General features: G+C 58.5%; 15 protein-coding genes. 10 read left to right on the top strand and 5 right to left on the bottom strand.

What is annotated here, in order from left to right:
• Window positions 1-16: 16 nt before the first annotated feature.
• From hflD to C1Y42_RS03535, 5 genes are all read left to right on the top strand, one after another.
• Entirely contained in the window at window positions 17-658 is a 642-nt protein-coding gene (gene hflD, locus C1Y42_RS03555) for a high frequency lysogenization protein HflD (RefSeq protein ID WP_021506376.1), read from the top strand.
• A gap of 44 nt (window positions 659-702) precedes the next feature.
• Window positions 703-2,073 (top strand): adenylosuccinate lyase, encoded by a 1,371-nt coding sequence (gene purB, locus C1Y42_RS03550; protein ID WP_021506377.1) that lies wholly within the window; start codon window positions 703-705, stop codon window positions 2,071-2,073.
• A 173-nt stretch (window positions 2,074-2,246) separates the two neighbouring features.
• Window positions 2,247-2,915 (top strand): two-component system response regulator PhoP, encoded by a 669-nt coding sequence (gene phoP / locus C1Y42_RS03545; protein WP_010617222.1) that lies wholly within the window; start codon window positions 2,247-2,249, stop codon window positions 2,913-2,915.
• A 3-nt stretch (window positions 2,916-2,918) separates the two neighbouring features.
• Window positions 2,919-4,379, top strand: a complete 1,461-nt coding sequence (phoQ, locus tag C1Y42_RS03540) for a two-component system sensor histidine kinase PhoQ (protein WP_021506378.1) — start codon at window positions 2,919-2,921, stop codon at window positions 4,377-4,379.
• Window positions 4,380-4,436: 57 nt separating this feature from the next.
• Complete coding sequence (locus tag C1Y42_RS03535) at window positions 4,437-5,558, top strand: cupin domain-containing protein (RefSeq protein WP_058776487.1); 1,122 nt, start codon at window positions 4,437-4,439, stop codon at window positions 5,556-5,558.
• A gap of 306 nt (window positions 5,559-5,864) precedes the next feature.
• Here the strand turns inward: C1Y42_RS03535 and pepT are convergent, their stop codons facing one another.
• Window positions 5,865-7,091: a peptidase T gene (gene pepT / locus C1Y42_RS03530; RefSeq protein WP_021506380.1), complete on the bottom strand. Its 1,227-nt coding sequence runs from the start codon at window positions 7,089-7,091 to the stop codon at window positions 5,865-5,867.
• 300 nt (window positions 7,092-7,391) lie between these two features.
• Between pepT and potA the strand changes: the two genes are divergently transcribed.
• Genes potA through potD form a run of 4 tightly spaced genes read left to right on the top strand, consistent with a single transcriptional unit; the run spans window position 7,392 to window position 11,175 of the window.
• Entirely contained in the window at window positions 7,392-8,507 is a 1,116-nt protein-coding gene (gene potA, locus C1Y42_RS03525) for a spermidine/putrescine ABC transporter ATP-binding protein PotA (RefSeq protein ID WP_104092826.1), read from the top strand.
• On the top strand, window positions 8,500-9,351 hold the full coding sequence (gene potB, locus C1Y42_RS03520) for a spermidine/putrescine ABC transporter permease PotB (RefSeq protein ID WP_104092825.1): 852 nt from the start codon (window positions 8,500-8,502) through the stop codon (window positions 9,349-9,351). Before potA ends, potB begins: the two co-directional genes overlap by 8 nt.
• Window positions 9,348-10,121: a spermidine/putrescine ABC transporter permease PotC gene (gene potC / locus C1Y42_RS03515; RefSeq protein WP_088517712.1), complete on the top strand. Its 774-nt coding sequence runs from the start codon at window positions 9,348-9,350 to the stop codon at window positions 10,119-10,121. The genes potB and potC overlap by 4 nt, the downstream gene beginning before the upstream one ends.
• A 10-nt stretch (window positions 10,122-10,131) precedes the next feature.
• The gene (potD, locus tag C1Y42_RS03510; protein WP_088517713.1) at window positions 10,132-11,175 is read left to right on the top strand and encodes a spermidine/putrescine ABC transporter substrate-binding protein PotD; all 1,044 of its coding nucleotides are present in this window, start codon (window positions 10,132-10,134) and stop codon (window positions 11,173-11,175) included.
• Between the two features lie 162 nt (window positions 11,176-11,337).
• Here the strand turns inward: potD and cobB are convergent, their stop codons facing one another.
• From cobB to lolC, 4 genes are all read right to left on the bottom strand, one after another.
• Window positions 11,338-12,171: a Sir2 family NAD+-dependent deacetylase gene (cobB, locus tag C1Y42_RS03505; protein WP_010617227.1), complete on the bottom strand. Its 834-nt coding sequence runs from the start codon at window positions 12,169-12,171 to the stop codon at window positions 11,338-11,340.
• Between the two features lie 147 nt (window positions 12,172-12,318).
• A complete protein-coding gene (gene lolE, locus C1Y42_RS03500; protein WP_104092824.1) occupies window positions 12,319-13,563 on the bottom strand; it encodes a lipoprotein-releasing ABC transporter permease subunit LolE in 1,245 nt (414 codons plus the stop codon).
• On the bottom strand, window positions 13,563-14,264 hold the full coding sequence (gene lolD, locus C1Y42_RS03495; RefSeq protein ID WP_104092823.1) for a lipoprotein-releasing ABC transporter ATP-binding protein LolD: 702 nt from the start codon (window positions 14,262-14,264) through the stop codon (window positions 13,563-13,565). Before lolD ends, lolE begins: the two co-directional genes overlap by 1 nt.
• A complete protein-coding gene (lolC, locus tag C1Y42_RS03490; RefSeq protein WP_104092822.1) occupies window positions 14,257-15,456 on the bottom strand; it encodes a lipoprotein-releasing ABC transporter permease subunit LolC in 1,200 nt (399 codons plus the stop codon). The genes lolD and lolC overlap by 8 nt, the downstream gene beginning before the upstream one ends.
• A gap of 248 nt (window positions 15,457-15,704) precedes the next feature.
• Between lolC and C1Y42_RS03485 the strand changes: the two genes are divergently transcribed.
• Window positions 15,705-15,914, top strand: a complete 210-nt coding sequence (locus C1Y42_RS03485; protein ID WP_021506388.1) for a hypothetical protein — start codon at window positions 15,705-15,707, stop codon at window positions 15,912-15,914.
• Window positions 15,915-15,959 lie beyond the last annotated feature (45 nt).

The following is a 15,959-nucleotide window of genomic DNA, read 5'->3' as shown; positions in this document are numbered from 1 at the left end:
TCTACAGGAGTGAAGCGTGGCTAAAAACTATTATGAGATAACGCTGGCGCTGGCCGGCGTTTGCCAGGCAGCCCATCTGGTGCAGCAGCTGGCACACCAGGGGCACTGCAACAACGCGGCGCTGCAGGTGTCGCTGCGCAGCCTGCTGGATTTGAACCCAGGTTCAACGCTGGCGGTGTTTGGCAATGATGAAGCCAACCTGCGCCCCGGGCTGGAAGCGCTGATGGCGGTGCTGAACAGCGGCAGCCGGCAGGGTGCCAGCGCCGATTTGACGCGTTATACCCTGAGCCTGATGGTGCTGGAGCGTAAACTGCACGGTAACAAAACCGCGCTAAACACCCTGGCGCAGCGCATCGGCCAGCTTGATCGTCAGCTGGCGCATTACGAACTGGAATCAGACACCATTACCAGCGCCATGGCCGGCATTTACGTTGATGTGATCAGCCCGCTCGGCCCGCGCATTCAGGTGACCGGCTCACCGCAGGTGCTGCAGAATTCGCAGGTGCAGAGCAAAGTTCGCGCTGCGCTGCTGGCCGGTATCCGCGCGGCGGTGCTGTGGCAGCAGGTCGGCGGCGGTCGGCTGCAGCTGATGTTTGCGCGCCAGCGTCTGCTGCGCGAAGCGAAAACCCTTTTATCCCGGCTGGGTCCGGCGTATTAAGCGCCGCCCTGCCCTATATTGTTAACGATTCAGGAGTTGCACTGATGGAATTATCCTCTCTGACCGCCGTCTCACCTGTCGATGGTCGTTACGGCGATAAAGTCAGCCCGCTGCGTGCGATTTTCAGCGAGTACGGTTTGCTGAAATTCCGCGTTGAGGTTGAAGTTCGCTGGTTACAGAAACTGGCCGCGACCGCAGAGATCAAGGAAGTTCCTGCATTTGATGCCGACGCAAACGCTTTCCTTGATGCAATTGTCGCCGGTTTTAGCGAAGAAGATGCAGCGCGTATCAAAACCATTGAGCGCACCACCAACCATGACGTGAAAGCCGTCGAGTACTTTCTGAAAGAGAAAGTAGCCAACGTGCCGGCGCTACACGCGGTGTCTGAGTTTATCCATTTCGCCTGCACCTCCGAAGATATCAATAACCTGTCACACGCGCTGATGCTGGAAACCGCACGCCGCGACGTGATCGTGCCGTTCTGGAACCAGATCATTACCGCCGTGAAGGGCCTGGCGCAGGAGTATCGCGACATTCCGCTGCTGTCGCGCACCCACGGTCAGCCGGCAACGCCGTCCACCATGGGCAAAGAGATGGCCAACGTGGCCTACCGCATGGAACGCCAGTTGCGTCAGCTGAGCAAGGTGGAAGTGCTGGGCAAAATCAACGGCGCGGTGGGCAACTACAATGCGCACATCGCCGCGTATCCGGAAGTGGACTGGCATCAGCTGAGCGAGCAGTTTGTGACTTCACTGGGCATCAGCTGGAACCCGTACACCACGCAGATCGAGCCGCATGACTACATCGCCGAGCTGTTTGACTGCATCGCGCGCTTCAATACCATCCTGATTGATTTTGACCGCGACATCTGGGGTTACATCGCCCTGAACCATTTTAAACAGAAAACCATTGCTGGCGAAATTGGCTCTTCAACCATGCCGCACAAGGTTAACCCTATCGACTTCGAAAACTCCGAAGGGAATCTGGGGCTGGCCAATGCGGTGATGCAGCACCTGGCCAGCAAACTGCCGGTATCACGCTGGCAGCGCGATCTGACCGATTCTACCGTGCTGCGTAACCTCGGCGTCGGCGTCGGCTATGCATTGATCGCCTATCAGGCCACGCTCAAAGGTATCTCCAAGCTGGAAGTGAACCGCGATCGCCTGCTGGACGAGCTGGATCACAACTGGGAAGTCCTGGCTGAGCCGATCCAGACCGTGATGCGCCGCTACGGCATTGAAAAGCCGTACGAGAAGCTGAAAGAGCTGACGCGCGGCAAGCGCGTGGACGCAGCCGGTATGCAGGCATTTATCGACAGCCTTGAGCTGCCGGAAGCAGAGAAAGTGCGCCTGAAGCAGATGACGCCAGCCAACTACCTCGGCCGCGCGATTCAGATGGTTGATGACCTGAAGTAATTCCTTGCTCTGAAAACTCAGGCTATGGCAAGTTGGTGTTCCCTCAGTCACGCACGTCACGTGGTGGCTGAGGTTTCCCTGCCAGTGCATCACAGCGGAGTGTTAATCTGCGGTTTAGCTGGCGTAGCGTATACTTTTCGCCATCATCACTGAGTTGAAGGTAAGGAAATTCTATGCGTGTTCTGGTTGTGGAAGATAATGCCCTGCTGCGCCATCACCTCGCAGTCCAGTTACGTGACATGGGTCATCAGGTGGATGCCGCCGAAGACGCCAAAGAAGCCGACTATTTCCTGCAGGAACACATTCCCGATATCGCGCTGGTCGATCTCGGCCTGCCCGACGAAGACGGCATGTCGCTGATTCGCCGCTGGCGTGGCGATGCCATTCGTCAGCCGATTCTGGTGCTGACCGCGCGCGAAGGCTGGCAGGCGAAAGTTGAAGCGCTGGAAGCCGGTGCCGATGACTACGTGACCAAGCCATTCCACATTGAAGAGGTCGCCGCCCGCTTACAGGCGCTGATGCGCCGCAACAGCGGGCACGCCTCGCAAATTATCTCCATGCCGCCGTTCCAGGTTGACCTGTCGCGCCGCGAACTTACGGTGAACGACGCGCCGGTCAAGCTGACCGCTTTTGAGTACACCATTGTTGAAACGCTGATCCGCAATGCCGGTAAAGTGGTCAGCAAAGACTCGCTGATGCTGCAGCTGTATCCCGATGCGGAACTGCGCGAAAGCCACACCATTGATGTACTGATGGGGCGGCTGCGTAAAAAAATTCTCGCGCTGCACCCGACCGAAGTGATCAACACCGTGCGTGGCCAGGGATACCGCTTTGATCTCTGATTTATGAAGCTGCTCCGCCGTCAGCGCCCTTTCTCCTTACGCGCGCGTTTTCTGCTGGCGACGGCGGCGATCGTGCTGTTTTTGTCGCTGTCGTATGGCATGGTGGCGGTCATTGGCTACGTCGTCAGCTTTGATAAAAATACCTATCGCGTGATGCGCGGCGAGAGCAATCTGTTCTTTACCCTCGCGCAGTGGAAAGACAACAAGCTCACCATCGCCCAGCCGGAACGCATGACGCTCAATTTCCCGACGCTGGTGTTCATCTATGACGAGCGCGGTAAGCTGCTGTGGCAGCAGCGCGACGTGCCGGAAATCCGCAAAAACATTCGCCGCGACTGGCTGATGAAGCCAGACTTTTACGAGATCGATACCAGCAATCGCACCAGTATGGCGGCGATGGGTAACAATCCGCAGGCACAGCAGCGGCTGCACGCGCTGGACAGTGACAGCAACGACACCTTCACCCACTCGGTGGCAGTGAACCGCTACGACGCGACCACCAATTTGCCGGCGCTGACCATTGTGGTGGTGGACTCGATCCCGCAGGAGCTGCAGCACTCAGACGTGGTGTGGTCGTGGTTTAGCTATGTGCTGGCAGCCAATCTGCTGCTGGTGATTCCGCTGCTGTGGCTGGCGGCACACTGGAGCCTGCGCCCGATTGGCCACCTGACTTCGCAGGTGCGCGAGCTGGAAACCGGTCACCGGGAAAATCTCGATGACAACCCGCCGCAGGAGCTGCGCAGCCTGGTGCGCAATCTCAATCTGTTGCTCACCAACGAACGGCAGCGCTACACGCGCTATCGCACCACGCTGTCGGATTTGACGCACAGCCTGAAAACGCCGCTGGCGGTGCTGCAAAGCACGCTGCGCTCGCTGCGCGGTGGCAAAGAGCTGACCATCGAACAGGCTGAGCCGGTCATGCTCGAGCAGATCAGCCGCATCTCGCAGCAGATTGGCTACTACCTGCATCGCGCCAGTATGCAGGCGGATCACAACCCGCTGCAGCGCGATCTGCACTCTGTCTCGGCCCTGCTGGATAGCCTGTGTTCCGCGCTCAATAAGGTGTATCAGCGCAAGGGCGTTGAGATCACGCTGGATATTTCGCCGGAGCTGACCTTTATCGGCGATCAAAATGACTTTATGGAAGTGCTGGGCAACGTGCTGGATAACGCCTGCAAATACTGCCTCGAATTTATTGAGGTCAGCGCGCGCCAGACGGAAAACGCGCTGCATCTGTTCATTGACGACGACGGCCCCGGCATTCCCGAAAGCAAGCGTGATCTGATCTTTGTGCGCGGCCAGCGTGCCGATACGCTGCGTCCCGGTCAGGGACTGGGACTGGCGGTAGTGCGTGATATTCTCGAGCAGTATGCCGGTCAGGTAATCGCCACGACCAGCCCACTCGGCGGCGCACGCATGGAGGTGATTTTTCAGCGGCAGGAAGTTGAACATCACCGCGAGTAGAACCGGGCGCGGGCTGTTATACTTGGCAGCAATTATGGCCCTAACCGGAATCCTCGCATGGACTATCAGCTCGACATCAACTGGCCCGACTTTATTCAGCGCTACTGGCAAAAACGCCCGGTGGTGCTAAAACGGGGTTTCAAAAACTTCATTGATCCGATTTCTCCGGATGAGCTGGCCGGTCTGGCAATGGAAAACGAGGTGGACAGCCGCCTCGTCAGCCACAACAACGGCAAATGGCAGGTCAGCCATGGTCCGTTTGAAAGCTACGATCATTTGGGTGAAAGCAACTGGTCGCTGCTGGTACAGGCAGTGAACCACTGGCATGAACCTTCTGCTGCGCTGATGCGCCCGTTCCGCTTTCTGCCCGACTGGCGTATCGACGACCTGATGATCTCGTTCGCTGTGCCCGGCGGCGGCGTTGGCCCGCACTTTGATCAATACGATGTGTTTATTATTCAGGGCACTGGCCGCCGTCGCTGGCGCGTGGGCGAAAAAGTGCCGATGAAACAGCACTGCCCGCATCCGGACCTGCTGCAGGTTGAACCGTTCGACGCCATCATCGATGAAGAGCTGGAACCGGGCGACATCCTGTATATTCCACCGGGTTTTCCGCACGAAGGCTATTCGCTGGAGAACGCGCTCAACTATTCAGTCGGCTTCCGCGCACCTAACGGACGCGAGCTGATCAGCGGCTTTGCGGATTACATGCTGGCGCATGAGCTGGGCAGCTACCGCTTCAGCGATCCGGATGTGCCAGCGCGCGATTGTCCTTCGCAGATTCTGCCGTCGGAAGTGGAAGGGATCCGCAAAGTGATGCTGGATGTGATTAATCAGCCGGAGCAGTTTAACCAGTGGTTTGGCGAATTTATTTCCCAGTCGCGTCACGAGCTGGATGTGGCTCCGCCGGAACCGCCGTATCAGCCGGATGAGATTTATGACGCGCTGCAGCAGGGTGATGCGCTGACGCGCCTCGGCGGCCTGCGCGTGCTGACGCTGGGCGACGCGGTGTACGTCAACGGTGAACGCGTCGAGTGCGCGCATCCGTCGGTTCTGGCTGCGCTGGCACACAAACACGTATTGACGCTGGAAGATTTCGGCGATGCGCTGGACGATCCTTCGCTGCTGGCTCAACTGGCGGCACTGGTGAACAGCGGGTACTGGTTTTTTGCTGATTGAGTCTGGTGGGTCCTCTGCGCCAGTTTCCCTCACCCCGGCCCTCTCCCGCCCGCGGGAGAGGGAGAAAACCGTGCGACGATTACGATTACAGTAAAGCGCCGGCGACGGCATGGGCAAATGAAGAGCCTGATTCTCGCTCGATCGGTCCCCTCTCCCGCGCGCGGGAGAGGGAGAAAACCGTGCTCGCCTTGCGACAAGATGGGTAAAGCAGTGATTAAGGCAATAAACAAAACCTGATACCCGCTCGATCGGTCCCCTCTCCCGCAGGCGGGAGAGGGTTAGGGTGAGGGCAAGCCCCTCTCCGCCCTACTTCTTCTCCGCCGCGAGCGCGGCCAGGCGCACGATCACCTCAACCGACTTCGCCATCACATTCAGCGACGCAAACTCATGCTTGCCGTGATAGTTGTAGCCGCCGGTAAACAGATTCGGACACGGCAGTCCTTTCCATGACAGCGCCGATCCGTCGGTGCCGCCGCGGATCGGCTTCACGTTCGGCTCGATACCGCAGTCGCGCATCGCCTGCAGCGCCAGCTCAATGATGTGCGGATGCGGTTCCACCTTCTCCCGCATATTGCGATAGCTGTCGCTGATCTCCACCTTGATGGAGCACTCAGCCTGCAGACCTTTACTGACGCGGCGGCCAATCTCCTGCAGCAGCTGCTTACGCTGTTCGTAGCTGTCGGCATCAAAATCACGAATCAGGTACATCAGCTCGGCGTGCTCTACCGATCCCTTAATAGTGTGCAGGTGGAAAAAACCTTCGTAGCCGTCGGTAAACTGCGGCTTCTCTTTGGCCGGCAGCTCGGCGTGGAAGCGCATTGCCAGGTCCAGCGCGTTCACCATCACGTTTTTCGCACTGCCGGGATGCACGTTGTTGCCGGTGATTTTGACCAGCGCCGTCGCGGCATTAAAGTTCTCGAACTCAAACTCGCCAAGATCGCTGCCGTCAACCGTATAAGCCCAGTCAGCCGCAAACCCCTCAACGTCGAAGTGCGACGTGCCGCGACCGATCTCTTCATCCGGAGTAAAGGCCACGCGAATGGCGCCGTGCGGCACATCTCCTTTGGCCAGCTCGGCCATTGCCGTCATGATCTCAGCGATACCGGCTTTATCATCAGCGCCCAGCAGCGTTTTACCGTCGGTGGTGATCAGCGTATGCCCGGTCAGCTTGTGCAGCACCGGGAACATCACCGGCGAGAGCACTTCATCCCCGTTGCCCAGCGCGATGTCACCGCCACGATAGTTTTCAATGATCTGCGGATTGACATTTTTCGCGGTGAAATCCGGCGAGGTATCCATGTGGGAAATAAAACCGATCACCGGCGTCGGCCAGTCGACGTTTGCCGGCAGAGTGCCCATCACACAGCAATGATCGCTTAAGGTGACGTCCACAAAACCCAGCGCAATAAGCTCTTCCTGTAACTGACGCGCCAGCGTCCACTGCCCTTCGCTGCTCGGCACCTGCCGCGCCTGAGGTTTTGCCTGGGTTTCTACTGCCACATAACTGAGAAAACGCTCAAGTAATTGATCCATCTGTCATCCCTCTAAAGAACCTGCATTATTATCATGGGGCCTGATTATCGCCATGTTGCGTCAAATCATTATCCTTCAGGTTAGCCCTCTCAGCCCAATCGTGCGCTGAAATTCGCCCTGCCAGCCACCCGTCCGGCTGGCCCGATGAGCATACTCCAGCAATTTGCAGACTTTTCAAGGTTATTCCGTGTCTGAACATGGCAATGGCGCATTTTTCAGGTATTATCGCGCCCTTCATCACGGCAAGCTGTCGCCGGCGGCTATGCTGTAACCTGATTCTCATCAGACTGAGTGACTAAAATGACGCAAACACGCGCGCAGCAGGCGCTGGTTACGCTTTCTGGCATCAGTAAAGCTTTCGATGGCAAAACCATCATCCCGGATTTCGACCTGACCATCGGTCGTGGCGAATTTATCACCCTGCTTGGCCCCTCCGGCTGCGGTAAGACCACGATTCTGCGCCTGATCGCCGGGCTGGAAAACGCCGACAGCGGACGTATCCATCTGAATGAGAGCGACATCACTGAAACGCCCGCCGAGCATCGCCATATCAATACCGTGTTTCAGAGTTACGCGCTGTTTCCGCACATGTCAGTGTTTGAGAACGTCGCGTTTGGCCTGCGCATGCAGAAAACCCCGGCGGCAGAGCTGACGCAGCGCGTCAACGAGGCGCTGGCGATGGTGCAGCTGGAAAGCTTTGCCGCGCGCCGGCCGCACCAGCTCTCCGGCGGCCAGCAGCAGCGCGTGGCGATTGCGCGCGCAGTGGTCAACCGGCCCAAAGTGCTGCTGCTTGATGAGTCGCTCTCCGCGCTGGATTACAAACTGCGCCGCCAGATGCAAAACGAGCTGAAAGCACTGCAGCGCAAGCTGGGCATCACGTTTGTGTTTGTCACGCACGATCAGGAAGAAGCGCTGACCATGTCCGACCGCATCGTGGTGATGCGCGACGGGCGCATTGAGCAGGACGGCACGCCGCGCGAGATCTACGAAGAGCCCGCGAACCTGTTTGTGGCGCGCTTCATTGGCGAAATCAACGTGTTTGATGCAGAAGTGATCGGTAGCGCGCACGCGCCGCAGGTACGCGCTCGCGTCGAAGGCCGCGAGTGTGATATTCACTGCCCGTTCCCGGTCAAACCCGGCGATCGGCTGCATGTGCTGCTGCGACCGGAAGATTTGCGCGTCGAGGAGATCGATCACGACAGCCGCAGCGAAAACCTGATCGGCTATGTGCGCGAACGCAACTATAAAGGCATGACGCTGGAATCCACCGTCGAACTGGAGAACGGCAAGCTGCTCACCGTCAGCGAGTTCTTTAATGAGGACGATCCGGATTTTGACCACTCGCTGAACCAGAAAATGGCGGTCAGCTGGGTGCCAAACTGGGAGGTGGTGCTGCCGTATGAAACGGATGCGTAATCGTCTGCAGAAAGCCATTGTGGCACTGATCGTCGGCTGGCTGACGCTGTTCGTGTTGCTGCCGAATCTGATGATCTTCGTCACCAGCTTTCTGACGCGCGACGACGCGCACTTTGTCAGCATGGTGTTCACCCTGAACAACTACGGCCGGCTCCTCGATCCGCTGTATGCCGACGTGCTGCTGCACTCACTCAACATGGCCTGCATCGCCACGCTGTGCTGCCTGCTGCTCGGCTACCCTTTTGCCTGGTGCCTGACCAGACTGCCGGCGCGTCTGCGTCCGCTGATGCTGTTTCTGCTGATTGTACCGTTCTGGACCAACTCTCTGATTCGCATTTATGGTCTGAAAATTTTTCTCAGCACGCGCGGCTGGCTCAATGAATTTCTGCTGTGGCTCGGCGTCATCGACAAGCCGTTTCGCATCATGTTTACCCCGGAAGCGGTGATCCTCGGGCTGATCTATATTCTGCTGCCATTTATGGTGCTGCCGCTCTACTCCAGCCTTGAGAAGCTGGACAAATCCTGCCTGGAAGCGGCGCGCGATCTTGGCGCCAGCAGGCTACAGACCTTCATCCGTATCATTTTGCCGCTGACCCTACCCGGTATCGTTGCCGGCGCGCTACTGGTATTTATCCCGGCGATGGGGTTGTTCTACGTAGCGGATTTAATGGGCGGGGCAAAGAACCTGTTGATCGGTAACGTAATCAAAAGCCAGTTCCTCAATATTCGTGACTGGCCGTTCGGCGCCGCCACCAGCATTGTCATGACGCTGCTGATGGGGCTGATGCTGCTGGTTTACTGGCGCGCAGCGCGTCTGCTGAATCACAAGGCGGCATTGCAATGATGGCGCGCGGATTACGCTACGGCTTCATGGCCGTGATTTATGCCTGGTTCTACATTCCGATCATCATCCTGATCGTCAACTCCTTCAATGCCTCGCGCTTCGGCATCAACTGGCAGGGCTTCAGCACCCAGTGGTATCGCCTGCTGGTCAATAACGACAGCCTGATTCAGGCAGCGCAGCATTCGCTGATCATGGGCGTGCTGTCGGCCAGTTGCGCGACGCTGATCGGCTCGCTCACCGCCGTGGCGCTGTACCGCTACCGTTTTCGCGGCAAGCCGTTTGTCAGCGGTATGCTATTTGTGGTGATGATGTCGCCGGATATCGTGATGGCGATTTCGCTACTGGTGCTGTTTATGCTGCTGGGGATTTCGCTCGGCTTCTGGTCGCTGCTGTTTTCCCACATCACTTTCTGCCTGCCGTTTGTGGTGATTACCGTCTATTCGCGCCTGAAAGGCTTTGACGTGCGCATGCTGGAGGCGGCAAAAGATCTCGGCGCCAGCGAAGTGACTATTCTGCGTAAGATTTTACTGCCGCTGGCACTGCCGGCAGTAGCCGCGGGCTGGCTGCTGAGTTTCACCCTGTCGATGGATGATGTGGTGGTGTCGTCATTTGTCACCGGTCCCGGCTTCGAAATTTTGCCGCTGAAAATTTATTCCATGGTGAAAGTGGGCGTGTCGCCGGAGGTGAACGCGCTGGCTACCATTTTGATGCTGCTGTCGCTGCTGCTGGTGGCAGCCAGTCAGCTGTTGCTGCGTGATAAAACCAAATAGAGGATAACCGATGAAAAAATGGTCTCACTGGCTGGCGGCTGGGGCGCTGGCACTGGGTATGCAAAGCGCTCAGGCGGATGACAACAACACGCTTTACTTCTATAACTGGACCGAATATGTGCCGCCCGGGCTGCTGGAGCAGTTCACCAAAGAGACCGGCATCAAAGTGATTTATTCCACCTATGAATCCAATGAAAGCATGTACGCCAAGCTGAAAACCTGGAAAGCGGGCGCTTACGATCTGGTGGTGCCGTCGACCTACTTCATCGCCAAAATGCGTAACGAGGGCATGCTGCAGAAGATCGACAAGTCACAGCTGAGCAACTTCCGCAACCTCGATCCCGACCTGCTGAACAAGCCGTTTGATCCGAACAACGACTATTCCATTCCCTATATCTGGGGCGCAACCGCCATTGGCGTGAATACCGACGAGGTGGATGCGAAAACCCTGACCCAATGGGCCGATCTGTGGAAACCACAGTATAAGCAGAGCCTGCTGCTGACCGATGACGCGCGTGAAGTGTTCCAGATGGCGCTGCGCAAGCTCGGCTACTCCGGTAATACGCAGGATCCAAAACAGATTGAAGCCGCCTATGAAGAGCTGAAAAAGCTGATGCCGAACGTACTGGCGTTCAACTCGGATAATCCCGGTAATCCGTTTATGGAAGGCGAAGTCAACGTCGGCATGATCTGGAATGGCTCCGCCTGGGTGGCGCGCCAGGCTGGCACGCCGCTGCAGATTATCTGGCCAAAAGAGGGCGGGATTTTCTGGATGGATAACCTGGCGATCCCGGCGAATGCGAAAAATAAAGCAGGCGCGCTGAAGCTGATTAACTTCCTGCTGCGCCCGGATGTGGCGGCTAAAGTGGCGGAAACCATCGGTTATCCGACGCCCAACCTGGCGGCAAGAAAGCTGCTGCCGCCCGAGGTGGCCAGCGATCCGTCACTCTATCCGCCGGCTGAAGTGATCAAAAACGGCGAGTGGCAGAACGATGTCGGTGCCGCCAGCGTGCAGTACGAAACGCTGTTCCAGAAGCTGAAAGCGGGACGGTGAGGTTCTGAGGTGGGGATTCGGTGCGGCCTGGCCCTCACCCTGCCCTCTCCCAGAGGGAGAGGGTTCATTCGTGCCGGTTTTAGCTGAGTTTCAGTCGGGCGCGTTTTTCCCCTTCTCCCGCCGGGAGAAGGCCGGGATGAGGGGAAACGCGCAGTACGCTGACTATTTATACAAGCCGCGCAAAAAAGTATGCACGAATTCGGGCACCACTTCGCTGGCTAAGCCGTAATGTGCTTCAGCGAATTCGTTACCGACCTGACTGGGCGCCAGATTCAGCTCCACGGTGTGCGCCCCCTGCAGTTTCGCCTCGTGCACAAATCCTGCCGCCGGATAGACGTGGCCTGAGGTGCCGATGGCGATAAACAGATCGGCCTGTTCCAGCGCCTGATAAATCTCCTCCATGCCGAGCGGCATCTCACCAAACCACACCACGTGCGGACGCAGCCGCGACGGGAACTGGCAGCAGGTACAGCGATCGTCCGGACCGACGTCCTCCGTCCACGCCAGCACCTGACCGCTATGCTCACAGCGCACCTTCAGTAATTCACCGTGCATATGCAGCACGCGCTGGCTGCCGGCGCGCTCGTGCAGGTTATCGATGTTCTGCGTAACCAGCAGGAAATTATCGCCCAGCACCTGCTCCAGTTCGGCCAGCGCTTTGTGCGCCGCGTTAGGCTGGATCTCTGGCTGCTGCAGCTGACGCCGGCGCGCGTTGTAGAACCCCTGCACCAGCGCCGGATCGCGGCGAAAGCCTTCGGGCGTCGCCACATCTTCCACGCGATGCTCTTCCCACAGGCCATCTTCCGCGCGGAAGGTGCGAATGCCGGATTCTGCCGAAATTCCGGCACCGGTCAGCACCACCACGTGCGGCTGCGGATGGGCGGCAAGTTCGACCTGACGATCGCGCTCAAAGATGCGCTGGCGAAAGCGCTGATGCACTTTGCGGCGGTTCTTTTTGTAGCGGGCGAGTCGAAGGCGGCGGCGCGGTTGGCGCATAAAGGCTCCTTAATCTGCGGCGCTGAACGCCGCGCTGCGGGTGTTTTCCGGGTTACTCAGACCCGATAATAGCGGCTGGGTATGACGGCTGCATGCCGCAGACGCTGAAAATGTGCGCAGCCGCGAAGGCGGCTGCGTGTTTTGTCTTTACTGACCGCTCAGCACGCGGGCAGGATCGATGCGGCTGGCGCGCCGCGCCGGATACCAGCTGGCAATCAGGCTCAGGCCAATCGCCGTCGCCAGCACGATGGCCACATCCAGCCAGTGCAGCTCAGACGGCAGAAAGTCGATAAAGTAGATGTCGCCCGCCAGCAGCTGATGCCCGGTAAAGTGCTCCACTACGCGCATCACCGGCGTCAGATTAAGCGCCACCAGCACGCCAACCACCACACCGCTGACGCTGCCCAGCAGCCCGGCCAGCAGGCCATACCAGATAAAGATGGCACGAATCAGGCCGTCTTTCGCGCCCAGCGTGCGCAGCACGGCGATATCGCTGCTCTTGTCCTTCACCGCCATCACCAGCGTCGACACGATATTAAAGCAGGCCACGCCAATCACCAGCACCATCGCCAGATACATGATGGCGCGAATCATCTGGATGTCACGATACATGTAGCCGTAAGTGCCAATCCAGCTGCGGATGGTGACATAGGAGTGGGTGGCTTCGCCAGCATCGCGCACCAGCTTCTGTGCCTGGAACGGATCGCTCATCTTCAGCGCAATGCCGCTGACGCTGTCGCCCAGATCCAGATACTTTTGCGCATCGGCCAGCGGCACCAGCGCCAGACTGTGATCCAGCATGCCGCTCAGCTGCAGAATACCGCTCACCTGCAGACGAATGCGTTTTGGCTGCAGCAGTTTGTTCTCGCCATCATTATTCGGGATCATGATGGTGATCCAGTCGCCCTGCTTCACGTTGAGCGATCTGGCGATGCCGCCGCCCAGAATGATCTGCTGCCTGCCGGCGCTGAACTGCGACCAGGCATCACCGCCGACAAAACGCGGCAGCGCGCTGAGCCGCGGCTCCTGCTGCGGATCAACGCCCTTCACCTGCAGCGCCTGCAGCTTCGCACCGCTCTCAATCAATCCGGTAAAGTTAACGTAAGGCGCCGCCGCGGCGATGCCCGGCACCTGTTCGATGGGCGCAATCATCGGCTGCCAGTTGCGAAATGGCTGGTTAACCGCCTCAATTTCGCCGTGCGGTACCACGGCCAGAATACGGTTGTTGAGCTCCCGCTCGAAACCGTTCATCGCGCTCAGCCCGATGATCAGCACCGCCACGCCAAGCGCAATGCCGATGGTCGAGATGATGGAGATCAGCGACACCATGCCGCCGCGCCGCCGGCCGCGGCTGAAGCGCAGCCCGAGCAGCAGGGATAAAGAGGACGCCATCAGATCGCTCCCAGCGTCAGGTGATCGCTCAGCTGGCCGTCGCGCATTTCCATCTGACGGCTCAGGCGCTTCGCCAGGTTGAGGTCATGCGTCACCACCAGAAACGCGGTGCCCTGCTGCACGTTGAGCTCGCCGAGCAGTTCAAAAATGGCGTCCGCGTTGCGCGCATCGAGGTTACCGGTAGGCTCATCGGCCATCACCAGCCGCGGCCGGTTCACCAGCGCCCTGGCGATCGCCACACGCTGACGTTCACCGCCCGACAGCTCAGAAGGCCGGTGCGCCGCGCGCTTTTCCAGGCCAACCGCCGCCAGCATCTCGCGTGCGCGCGCTTCCGCTTCGGCTTTGCCGGTTTTGCCAATCAGCAGCGGCATGGCTACGTTCTCCAGCGCGCTGAAGTCCGGCAGCAAATGGTGAAACTGATAAATGAAGCCGAGTTCCCGGTTGCGCAACTCTGCTTTGGCCGCCGACGACATGGCGTTGAGCGATTTCCCGCCAAACACCACGTCACCGGAGGTTGGCGCATCCAGCCCGCCCAGCAGGTGCAGTAAGGTACTTTTGCCGGAGCCGGAGCTACCGACGATGGCCGTCAGTTCGCCCGGCTGCAGGCTAAAAGCCACATTGCGCAGCACATCGGTCTGCACGCTGCCTTCCTGATAGCGTTTGCACAGGTCACGACACTGCAACAAAGGGGTATTACTCATAACGTAAAGCCTCAGCGGGTTGAACGGCGGCAGCGCGCCATGACGGATAAAGGGTAGAGAGCAGCGCCACGGCCATCGAGACCAGCGCAATGGTGATCACCTGCCAGACATTGATATCCACCGGCAGCGCCGCGCCATCAAGGAACAGGCCGATCACCGGCATTAAATTGTTGAGCTGGCTGGCCAGCAGCACGCCCAGCAGCGTACCGAGCAGCGCGCCGATAATACCGGCGCTGGCGCCCTGCACCATAAATACCGCGACGATTTGCCGCCGCGTTAAGCCCTGGGTTTGCAGGATCGCCACTTCCGCCTGCTTCTCCATGATCAGCAGGCCCAGCGAGGTAATGATATTGAAGGCGGCCACGGCAATGATCAGGCTGAGCAGCAGCCCCATCATGTTTTTCTCCATGCGCACCGCCTGGAACAGGTCGCCCTTGCGTTCGCGCCAGTCTTTCCACGTCAGCCCCTGCGGCAGCGGCTGCTGGCTCAGCGCATCGACATTCAGCGGCTTATCCAGCCACAGGCGCCAGCCGGTAATGTTGCCGAGCGGATAGCGCATCACGCGCGAGGCATCCTGCTGGTTCACCAGAATCTGATAGCCATCGACTTCGCTATTGGCCGCGTAGGTACCGGCAACGGTAAAGATGCGCTGGCTCGGCACGCGCCCCACCGGGGTAAACTGACTGACCGATGGCACCATCAGGCGCAGCTGATCGCCGCGCTTCACGCCCAGCTGCGAGGCCAGCAGTTCACCGAGAATGACCTTATACTGGCCCGGCTGCAGCACGCTCTGGTGGGTGTTGACCAGATAAGGCGTCAGCGGATCCGGTTCGTCAGGATTGATGCCCAGCATCACGCCCACCGACACGTTGCGCGCACTCTGCAACACCACATCGGCGGTGGTTAGCGGCGCAATACGCGTCACGCCCTGCAGTTTGAGATCCTGCGCGCGCATCTGCTGCGGATTGATGCTGCCGGTGTCGCTGGTCACCAGCGCCTGCGGCATCAGGCCGAGAATGTTGCCTTCCAGCTCGCGCTCAAAGCCGTTCATTACCGACAGCACCGTCACCAGTGCCAGCACGCCGAGCGTGATACCAATAGTCGAGAGCCAGGAGACGAAACGACCGAAACGGTCTGAAGCACGTCCACGCATGTAGCGCAAACCGATGAATAACGCGACTGGTTGATACATGAGATCCGTCTTGGCCGTTGCTCAAAATTAAGTAGAGCGATGATAAAGGAGCCGTCTGCTTTATGAAACCTCTAACCCGCTGAGTCAGTTGCAAAGTTGCGTCAAAATGCGTCCTCCTGCGCGACAATGCACAAAATTACGACAAAATAGTGACGCTATTAGTACGATTATTCATCAGCAGGTGGGTTAGACTTAGCTTGCAGTACCGGTTTTCGCATCACAGTAAGCGCAGTACGGAGGTTCTTACCATGAGCAGGTTTCCTAAAGGCAGTATCGTTAAACATAAATCTGGCGAGATCAAAGGCGAAGTGGTCAATGTCTTTGAGCAGGGAGACGCGCTAACCGGTTATTATGTGAAGTGGGACGATGGCAACAACAGCTACCATGTCGAGCGCGAGCTGTCATGGGCCAATGTGGATCGTCCACGCATGCACTACACACAGCAATCCAGTAAATAACGTGACGCGGCCAGGTCGCCATCAATGACGACCTGGCAACTGGCC

This window comes from Pantoea sp. ICBG 985 (genome assembly GCF_002928365.1).
In the GTDB taxonomy this organism is placed as follows: domain Bacteria; phylum Pseudomonadota; class Gammaproteobacteria; order Enterobacterales; family Enterobacteriaceae; genus Pantoea; species Pantoea dispersa.
The sequence above is the reverse complement of the archived record's forward strand: the minus strand, read 5'-3'. Positions and strand labels throughout refer to the sequence as shown.